The sequence below is a fragment of the Streptomyces niveiscabiei genome (genome assembly GCF_001419795.1).
In the GTDB taxonomy this organism is placed as follows: Bacteria; Actinomycetota; Actinomycetes; order Streptomycetales; family Streptomycetaceae; genus Streptomyces; species Streptomyces niveiscabiei.
Genome location: NZ_LIRL01000907.1, coordinates 1 through 9724, shown reverse-complemented (window position 1 = coordinate 9724; position 9724 = coordinate 1). Strand labels below are relative to the sequence as shown.

The 9724-nt window shown below is 69.1% G+C and carries 8 protein-coding genes; all 8 read right to left on the bottom strand.

Annotated elements, in window-relative coordinates; all coding sequences use genetic code 11:
- Nucleotides 1-318: 318 nt before the first annotated feature.
- Nucleotides 319-987, bottom strand: a complete 669-nt coding sequence (locus AOK24_RS36720) for a hypothetical protein (protein WP_240554288.1) — start codon at nt 985-987, stop codon at nt 319-321.
- 10 nt (nt 988-997) lie between these two features.
- Entirely contained in the window at nt 998-2212 is a 1215-nt protein-coding gene (locus AOK24_RS36715) for an MFS transporter (RefSeq protein WP_055724283.1), read from the bottom strand.
- Nucleotides 2213-2366: 154 nt separating this feature from the next.
- Nucleotides 2367-2702 (bottom strand): RNA polymerase-binding protein RbpA, encoded by a 336-nt coding sequence (locus AOK24_RS36710; protein ID WP_010352468.1) that lies wholly within the window; start codon nt 2700-2702, stop codon nt 2367-2369.
- Between the two features lie 214 nt (nt 2703-2916).
- Nucleotides 2917-3153, bottom strand: a complete 237-nt coding sequence (secG, locus tag AOK24_RS36705; RefSeq protein WP_010352469.1) for a preprotein translocase subunit SecG — start codon at nt 3151-3153, stop codon at nt 2917-2919.
- Nucleotides 3154-3252: 99 nt separating this feature from the next.
- Nucleotides 3253-4029: a triose-phosphate isomerase gene (gene tpiA, locus AOK24_RS36700; protein ID WP_055724282.1), complete on the bottom strand. Its 777-nt coding sequence runs from the start codon at nt 4027-4029 to the stop codon at nt 3253-3255.
- A gap of 5 nt (nt 4030-4034) precedes the next feature.
- Entirely contained in the window at nt 4035-5246 is a 1212-nt protein-coding gene (locus AOK24_RS36695) for a phosphoglycerate kinase (protein ID WP_055724281.1), read from the bottom strand.
- A gap of 128 nt (nt 5247-5374) precedes the next feature.
- A complete protein-coding gene (gap, locus tag AOK24_RS36690; protein ID WP_055724280.1) occupies nt 5375-6379 on the bottom strand; it encodes a type I glyceraldehyde-3-phosphate dehydrogenase in 1005 nt (334 codons plus the stop codon).
- A 229-nt stretch (nt 6380-6608) separates the two neighbouring features.
- On the bottom strand, nt 6609-9566 hold the full coding sequence (locus AOK24_RS36685) for a M14 family metallopeptidase (RefSeq protein ID WP_055724279.1): 2958 nt from the start codon (nt 9564-9566) through the stop codon (nt 6609-6611).
- Between the last annotated feature and the right edge of the window lie 158 nt (nt 9567-9724).

The following is a 9724-nucleotide window of genomic DNA, read 5'->3' as shown; positions in this document are numbered from 1 at the left end:
AACCACACCCCCACACCCCGCCTGCCGCCAGGCCGCTTTCCCACTCCGCTCCTGAAGACATATCCGCAGATACCGAGCGGCGTCGTCGTCCCCATGAGCACTGACCTTGAAGACCTTCCCCACGGCCACCGCCCGGGGCGCCACCACGGACACATCCCCCTTGGCCTGCGCAGGCGCAGCGGCGAGAGCCACCACAGCAAGCCCGACACCCACCCCGCTCAGCCCTTTGCCGATCCCACGCACAGCAACCCCTCCCAAGAAGCACTTTCCCGCCACCCCTCCAGATGCGAGAACGCCCCCACGGGTTGCAACCGCCCCTCAGGCACGCGGGTCGGAGGCGTCAACGCGCTCGACGAACCGGCGGACCTGGTCCTCGACGGGTTCGCTCCCGGTGACAGGCAGGGTGTAGCTGCGCAGCTCCGTCGCGATGAACTCCATCGTGACGTGGGCTTTCTCGCCCCGGCCACCAACCGAGACGCCAAAACTCCAGGGCGGGGGCGGGCAGTTCCACCGCCGGTGCCAGTCGAGGGCGACCAGTTCCCGGGCCAAGAGACGCGCGGCGGTGTCGACCGGCTCCTCCCAGCCGTGGTCGGCGACGAAGCGGTCCAGCTCGGCGTCGTACCGGTCGGCGTCGAAGTGGGAGTCCGGCGGCAGCGGCACCCGGATGTCGTCCGTGTTCTCCCACGTCCACACCACCAGACCACCACACCGCTGGACGGTCACGAAGACGCCCCCGCAGCAACCGGTCTCGCAGAAGTTGTTCGACAGCTCGACCCGCCGAGGTTCGGCACCGGCCCTCAACGGCCACGTTTCCGGCGGACCGATCATCATCTCGCGCAAGAGACTCGAATCGCTGTCGGGGTGGATCGCCTCCACCACATCCACCCCGTCGACCGACAAGCGGATGCGCACCGACCGCCGCCATGCCTCCGGATCCGCGGGGACATGGCGAAGGGACAGGACGTTGAACGGCCCGGAGGACTCCATCTCCCGATCATCACACCTTCGACGCCATCTCCGACGCGCCCACAGGTACATCCGCCTTGGCCGCAGGTATCAACGAGACGACGGCGAGCAGGAACAGCAGCGCCGCGAACAGGACGGGCGCGTTGAGCCCGAAGGCCCGCGCGACCACCCCGCCGAGCAGCGCGCCGACGGGTGCCCCCGAGGTGGACGCCGTACGGAAGGCCGCGGCGATCCGCCCCAACAGCCCTTCAGGGCTGCGTTCCTGCATGAGCGTCACCTGGTTGACGTTCCACACCATGCCCATCACACCGAGCAGCGCCATCCCCACGAGCAGCGCGCCCAGGTGCCGTACGGACCCCATGGCCACGAGGGAGACGAACTGAACGGCGCCGCCCCACATCAGCGCCCGCGCCCGCCCGAACCGCCGCGCGACGCGCTGCGCGAGGAACCCTCCGGCGATGGACCCGACGGAGTACGCGGTCATCGCGGCGGCGAACCCGGCGTCCCCCGCGTCCAGCCACCGCGTGACGACCAGGACCAGGGTCGCGATCAGCGCCCCCATCCCGACGTTGCACAGCAGCGTGGCCGTACAGGTCGCGCGCAGCGCCCGGTCCCGCCACAACACCCGTATCCCCTCGGCGATCTCCCCCCGCAGCGTGCTCCCCGTGGCCCGCGCCTCCCGCTCGACGGGCCGCACCCGCAGCGAGGCGATGAGCCCGGCGGCGACGAGATAACTGAGCGCGTCCACCACGAACGGCACGGCCATCCCCACCACCACGAGCACCGGCACAACAGGCCCCGCCAGCAGCCCCCCGGCAACTTGCTGACCGGTCATCAACCGAGCGTTGGCGGCCCCGAGTTGATCCCGCTCGACGACAGCCGGCAACAGCGCCGTGGACGCGTTGTCGAACAACGTCTGAAGAGTCGTCAGCACAAAGGCAAGCCCCAACAACACCCCGACAGAAGCCTCCCCCAAGGCCACCACCACAGCGAACCCCGCCACCAACACCCCCCGCACCACATCCACCGCCCACATAGCCCGCCGCTGATCCACCCGATCAGCCAACGCCCCACCCACCAGCCCGAACAACAACCAGGGCACATACCCACAAGCGGTAACAGAAGCAATCACCAACGGATCATCAGTAATCCGCACAGCCAGCAACGGCATGGCCGTATTCCGCAGAGCATCCCCAAACCGCGACACAACAGCGGCCGACCACAACTGCCAGAACTCACGCCTCATACGCACACGGTAGGGGCGACCACTGACAACGGACCTGAACCCAAGTTTTTCAGGGGCGCGGGGCTGTATCGATTTGCGGCTACCGCCGCGCGGGCGCGATCAACCACGACGGCGCCGCAGCCCCAACACAACAGACCGCGGCACCCCGTTGGGACTAGATCTCCCCCCGCAACTTGGCCAACGCCTCCGCCAAGATCGCCTCACCATCAGCATCACTACGCCGCTCCCGCACATACGCGAGATGCGTCTTGTACGGCTCGGTCCGCGGCGGAGCCGGCGGATTGTCCCGGTCCTGCCCCGCAGGGAACCCGCACCGCGGACAGTCCCACGTATCCGGCACCTGCGCATCGCTCGCGAAACTCGGCTGTGTCTCATGCCCGTTGGAGCACCAGAAGGAGATGCGCAGTCGGGGCGCGGACTCGCCCCGCTCGGCCTCGCCCATCGGCCCCGCCCCGACCCGGCTTCCTCGGATCGCGTTGCCACTTGCCACGGTCGTAACTCCCTGCGTGATGGTGCCGCGAAGCGAGTCGGCGTTTCGCTCCACTGCGAGCGGCTCAGTCTACGTAAGACCAACCGGCCTAAGGCCCAACGCGCGTCCAGTGATTGGAGTTACCGCACACAGACGCAAGCCCCATGATAGGCCGCGCCAAGGAGCGCGTACCGAACATGGGGCCTTGCGTGCGTATTGTGCTGCGGGGCGCCGCTCAGTTGTTGGCCTTCATGATCAGGCCGAGGACGATGATGCAGGCGAACCAGAGCAGACCGACCACGACGGTGATGCGGTCGAGGTTGCGCTCGGCGACCGAGGAGCCGCCGACGGAGGACTGCATGCCGCCACCGAACATGTCGGAGAGGCCGCCGCCCTTCCCCTTGTGCATCAGCACCAGCAGCATCAGCAGCAGGCTGAAGACGATCAGGGCGATGGAGAACCCCAGAACCACGGCTGGACCAACTTCCTCGGATGCGGATGACGACGGGGACTCTAGTGGATAGTCACTAAGGTCCCCGTCAGGGTACGACGGATCGCCGCTACGGCCTACTCACTGATCCCGGAAGCGCACGATCTTGACGAACTCGTCGGCGTCGAGGGAGGCGCCACCGACGAGCGCGCCGTCGATGTCGGCCTGCGCCATGATCTCGGCGACGTTGCCCGCCTTGACGGAACCGCCGTACTGGATACGGACCTTGTCGGCGAGCTCCTGGTCGTACAGCTCGGCGAGCTTGCCCCGGATCGCGGCGCAGACTTCCTGCGCGTCGCCGGCGCCGCAGACCTTGCCGGTGCCGATGGCCCAGACGGGCTCGTAGGCGATGACGACGGTCTCGGCCTGCTCGGCGGCGACGTCCTTGAGGCCGCCCTCGACCTGGGCGAGGGTGTGGGAGACGTGGTTGCCCGCCTCGCGGACCTCCAGCTCCTCGCCGACGCACAGGATCGGGGTGATCCCGTGCTTGAACGCGGCCTTGACCTTGGCGTTGACGATCTCGTCGGTCTCGGCGTGGTACTGGCGGCGCTCGGAGTGGCCGACGGCGACGTACGCGCACTTCAGCTTGGCGAGCATGGGGCCGGAGATCTCGCCGGTGTAGGCGCCGGAGTCGTACGCGGAGATGTCCTGGGAGCCGTACTTGATCTTCAGCTTGTCGCCGTCGACCAGGGTCTGCACGGAGCGCAGGTCGGTGAAGGGGGCGAGGACGGCGACCTCGACGGCCTCGTAGTCCTTGTCGGCCAGGGCGAACGCGAGCTTCTGGACGTGGGCGATGGCCTCGAGGTGGTTGAGGTTCATCTTCCAGTTGCCCGCCATGATCGGCGTGCGGGTGGTCATGAGGGTCAGTTCTCCAATGCGGCGAGGCCGGGGAGCGTCTTGCCCTCGAGGTATTCGAGGGAGGCGCCGCCACCGGTCGAGATGTGGCCGAATGCGGTCTCGTCGAAGCCCAGGGTGCGCACGGCCGCGGCGGAGTCGCCGCCGCCGACGACCGTGAAGCCCGGGGAGTCGAGGAGAGCCTGGGCGACCGCCTTGGTGCCCTCGGCGAATTCGGGGTGTTCGAAGACGCCCATCGGGCCGTTCCAGAAGACGGTGGCGGCGTCGGCGATCTTCGAGGCGTACAGCGTGCCGGAGGCGGGGCCGATGTCGAGGCCCATGCGGTCGGCGGGGATGGCGTCGGCGGCGACGGTGGTGGAGCCGGCCGGGGTCTTGTCCTTGAGGTCGGGGAACGCGGGGGCGACCACCGCGTCGACCGGCAGGACCAGCTCGACGCCGGTCTTCTCGGCGCGCTCGATGTACTCCAGGACGGCCGGGAGCTGGTCCTCCTGGAGGAGGGAGGCGCCGACCTCGTGGCCCTGGGCCTTGAGGAAGGTGAAGGCCATGCCGCCGCCGATGAGGATGCGGTCGGCCTTGCCGAGGAGCTCGTCGATGACGGCGAGCTTGTCGGAGACCTTGGCGCCGCCGAGGACGACGACGTAGGGGCGCTTGACGTCGTCGGTGAGCTTCTTGAGGACGCCGACCTCGGTGGCGATGAGGTACCCGGCGTAGTGCGGGAGGCGCGCGGGGAGGTCGAAGACGGAGGCGTGCTTGCGGTGCACCGCGCCGAAGCCGTCGCCCACGTACACGTCCGCGAGGGCGGCGAGCCGGTCGGCGAACTCGCCGCGCTCGGTGTCGTCCTTGGCCGTCTCGCCCGCGTTGAAGCGGAGGTTCTCGATCACCGCGACCTGGCCGTCGGCGAGGGCCCCGGTGGTCGCCTGCGCGGAGGCGCCGACGGTGTCGGTGGCGAAGGCGACGTCCTGGCCGATGATCTCGCCGAGCCGGGCGGCGACGGGGGCGAGGGAGAAGGCGGGCTCCGGGGCGCCCTTGGGACGGCCGAGGTGCGAGGCGACGATCACCTTGGCGCCCGCGGCGGCGAGGGCCGCGACCGTGGGCGCGACGGCGCGGATCCGGCCGTCGTCGGTGATCGTGGTGCCGGCCAGCGGGACGTTCAGGTCGGCGCGGACGAAGACCCGCTTGCCTTCGACGCCGCTCTGGACGAGTTCGTCGATCGTCTTCAATGCAGTCTCCAGGAGGGTGGCTCTTGATCGTACGAGGGCGGTGACGCGCGACAGGGCCCGGGCAGCGCCTCTTCGCATGCTGCCCGAGCCCTGCGGCTCACATCGGTGCGGTGCCTGTCAGACGGTGATCAGAGCCGGCCGCCGACGAAGACCGTGAGGTCGACGAGGCGGTTGGAGTAGCCCCACTCGTTGTCGTACCAGCCGATGATCTTCACCTGCTTGCCCTGGACCATGGTCAGGGACGAGTCGAAGGTGCAGGAGGCCGGCCAGTTGACGATGTCCGAGGAGACGATCGGGTCCTCGGTGTAGTCGAGGTAGCCCTTCAGCTCGCCCTGGGCCGCCTTCTGGAAGGCCGCGTTGACCTCTTCCTTGGTGACGACGCGCTCGGTCTCGACGACGAGGTCGGTGACGGAACCGGTCGGGACCGGGACGCGCATCGCCATGCCGTTGAGCTTGCCGGACAGCTCCGGGATGACCACGCCGAGGGCCTTCGCGGCGCCGGTGGACGCCGGGATGATGTTCTCGGCGGCGGCGCGGGCGCGGCGCAGGTCCTTGTGCGGGAAGTCCTGGAGGCGCTGGTCGCTGGTGTAGGCGTGGACCGTGGTCATCAGGCCCGAGACGATGCCGAAGTTCTCCAGGAGGACCTTGGCCATCGGCGCCACGCAGTTGGTGGTGCAGGAGGCGTTCGAGATGATGTCGTGCGCGCTCGCGTCGTACTTGTCCTCGTTGACGCCGAGCACGATCGTGATGTCCTCGTCGGTCGCCGGAGCGGAGATGAGGACCTTCTTGGCGCCGCCCGCGATGTGCTTGGCGGCGTCGGCGCGCTTGGTGAAGATGCCGGTCGACTCGATGACGATGTCGACACCCAGCTCGCCCCACGGGATCTGGGCGGGGTCGCGCTCGGAGAGCACCTTGATGACGTGGCCGTCGACCGTGATGGTGTCGGCGGTGTGCGTCACCTCGGCCTGGAGACGGCCGAGGACCGTGTCGTACTTGAGCAGGTGGGCGGTGGTCGCGGTGTCACCCAGGTCGTTGACAGCCACGACCTCGATGTCGGCACCCTGCGCCAGCAGCGCGCGGAAGTAGTTGCGGCCGATACGGCCGAAGCCGTTGATGCCTACGCGGATCGTCACGAACCGATCTCCTCGTTGGTACGCCGGCCTTCGTCGCCGGCGAGCTGTTTTTGGGATGTCCCCGACCACCCCCGACCCTACCTCTCCGGGGCGGTGCCGGTGACATCGAGTCGTGCCATACACGGCGAGGCGGTCCGTACCCCCCAGTAGGGGTACGGACCGCCAGGACCCGGAACACCTTGTCACACGATTCGGTCACGAATCACGGGCCGCCCTTGACCGGGCCGATTCACCTCTCAAGTGAGGCGAGGGCCTTTCCGATGAGCGCCTTGCGGTCCGCCGCCGTGGTCAGGTGCTCCAGGCCGAAGCCCAGCAGCACGGTGTCGTCCGTGGTGACGGCGCCGTACGTCTGGAGCAGCGCGCCCGTGCGCGTCCAGTCCTTCAGTACGGCCGGGCTGCCCGCCGGGGGCCCGGTGACCTGCCAGGCGCCGAGCGAGGTCTCGAAGCCCTCCGCCTGGGTCGCCGTACCGCCCACGACGAGGGACGTGTCGTCGAGGAGCACGCCGTGGCCGCCGGTGCTGGGGTCGGTGACGTACGCGAACGACACCTCGACGCTCTTCCCGGCGTAGGCGCTCAGGTCGAACTCGACCTGCTGCCAGCCGCTGGAGGTCCCGGTGAACGCGTTCCAGGCGCCGGAGGACCCGGTGTTGGCGCACGCGCTCCCGTTCAGCGTCAGGTAGTGGCTCAGCCAGGGGTGCTCGCCGATGTAGAAGCCGCCGCCGCACTCGGCGGGTACGGCCGTGCCGGTCGCGCCGTTCTTCTCCGGCAGGGTCGTCCAGTCGGCGCCGCCCGCGCTGTGCGCCTCGACGAACGCGTTGTCGTACCCCTTCTCGGTGTCCCAGAACAGCCGCGCCCGCAGCGTGGGCTGCTGGGCCGCGGTCACCGAGGTCAGGTCGACGGTCCGGGTCAGCCGCTTGTAGGCGTCGTCGGTGTGCACGGCCGCCGCCATGTAGGAGCCCGAGTACGGGCCGTACGGGTTGACCGTCCCGGCGTACTGCCCCGCGCCCGCGCTCGCGAACTGGGGGTACGTGTCGGCCGGGAGCTCGTCCGAGGTGACGCCGTACGTGCCCGCCTGGTCCAGCGGGTTGCCGGGGGCGCCGGCCAGCAGGGCGGAGAAGCCGGTCAGCTTCCCGGAGCCGGTGACGCCGGTCGCGCCCGCGACCGAGGTACGGGAGTAGGCGCCCAGGTAGTACTGGCTGAAGTCGTCGGAGGGGGTGCCGTCGCCGAGGTCGACCGTGCCGCCCGCCCGCTCGCCGGCCTCGATCAGCTTGCCGCCCTCGTTGAGGTAGGCCCGCAGTTCGAGCTGCGTCGGGTTCCCGGGGACCGCGGCGCCCGTGTAGTGCACGACCGTACGGAAGTGCTTCAGCACCCCGAGCGCGTCCGGCACACCCTGCGTGGCGACGTCCCACACGACTGCCTTACGGCCGTTGGCCTTCAGCGCGTCGACGTACGCCTGCGCCTGTGTCGCCCTGGCGCCTTCCTCGGCGACGACGAGCGTGTCGGCGGCGGCCCGCCGGGCCACGGTGTACGTGAACCTGCCGCTGGAGACCTTCTTGCCGGCCCTGGTCTCGCCGGTGAACCACACCTCGACCTTGTCGCCGGGGCGGCCGTCCCGCACCTTCGCGCGGTACTCATCGTAGAAGAGGTTGTCCTCCCCGCCGAACGTCTCCCCGCCCTTCCACGCCCTCAGCGGCACGTCGTGCGTACGGCCGCCGTTGACGCGGTACGTGAGCTCCTTGTCCCGCAGCGACTCACGGGCGACGACGGCGACCTCCTGGCCGGCGCCGCGCGCGTACGACGTGGTGAAGGGCGCCGGGGTGAAGTCGGCGGCCTTCAGACCGGCCGAGGACTTCGGCTGGTCCGGGGTCTGCGCGGACTCGGCGACCGAGAGCGCGAACGGCACGTTCTTCGCGAACTCCTGCTGGATCAGCTTCTCGTCGTCCGGGAACGTGAAGATCGAGCGGCAGTCCGCCGCGTTCCACTGATCGTTGGGGTCGAGGTCGGACGCGGTCTGGCACGTCGACATCTCCGGGGTGAACATCGCCATCCCGTTGACGTTCGACGCGTGCCCGTCTGCCTCGCCGTTCGTCGTGTACAGCTCCGAGGAGACCTGCGGGCGGTAGCCGGGGATCGCCGAGTTCTCCGGCGTGCCCGCGAGCGCCTTGTAGACGACGTCGTCCGGCGTGTCCGTCGCCACCTGCCAGCCGACCCCGTACAGCAACAGCTGGGCGGCGGAGTGGTAGTTGATGCCGTACGTGAACCCGATGCGCCTCTCGAAAGAGTCGAGCGCCTTCGTCTCCGGCTCGGAGCCGGGCGCGGTCCCGCGGTAGGTCTCGCTGGTCGGGTTGGGGGACGAACCCTCGTCGTCGTAGCCCCACTTGTAGGCGAAGTTGCGGTTCAGGTCGACGCCGTCGCCCGTCGAGATCACGCCGTCGCCGTTGTTGTCGCGCAGGTTCTTGCGCCACAGGCGGGTGGAGGCGTCCTTGAACGTGTAGTCGTAGCCGTCCGGGTTGGCCGACAGCAGGAACCACAGCTCGGTGGAGTCGACGATCTTTCTGATCCGCTTGTCGGTCTTGTAGTTGTCCAGGTAGTGGTGCATCAGCCGGCGGGTCATCTCCGGGGTGATCCACTCGCGCGCGTGCTGGTTCGAGGCGTACAGGACGGCCGGCTTGCTGCCGTCCTTGGTCTTCTTCGCGCCCTTGGTGAGCTTCAGCGCGAGGATGTCCTGGCCGTTCACGGTCTTGCCGATCGAGACGACCTTGGTGAGGCCGGGGTTCTGCTGCGCGGTGCGGAGGATCTCCTCCTTGAGGCCGCCGGTGCCGCTGTACGGGCGGAACACCCCGTCGGACGCGGCCTCGACGCGGCGCTCGGCCTTCGAGGAGAGGGTGTGCTCCGTGAGCTCGACGCCCTGCTTCTCCAGGGCGCCGGCCTGCTCGTCGGTGAGGTAGACCTCGACGGTCGCCTCGCCCTTCGCCGGGACCGCCTCGCTCAGCTCGTGCCCGTCCTGGCCCGCCTTGAGCAGCAACGGCACCTGGGCCTTGGTGACTTCGGCGCGGAAGACCTTGACCTCGTCCCCGTTCTTCCCCTCGCCGGGTGCGCCCGGCTGTGCCTGCGCGATCGGCGCGACGACGGCTCCGCCGGCCAGCAGCGCCCCTACGGCGAGGATCGATCTCGCTCTGCGTCTCATGAACTCCCCTAGCCCTGGTCCACCACATCGACGAACAGGTGCTCTAGCTCATGGCAGAGGCACAGCTCCGTCAAGGGTGCCTCAGGGGAAAACCACGCGGACGGGTCAATCTTCGAGGGGTTCGGTGACGGGGAGTCAAGAAGGTGTGGGGCGGGGGT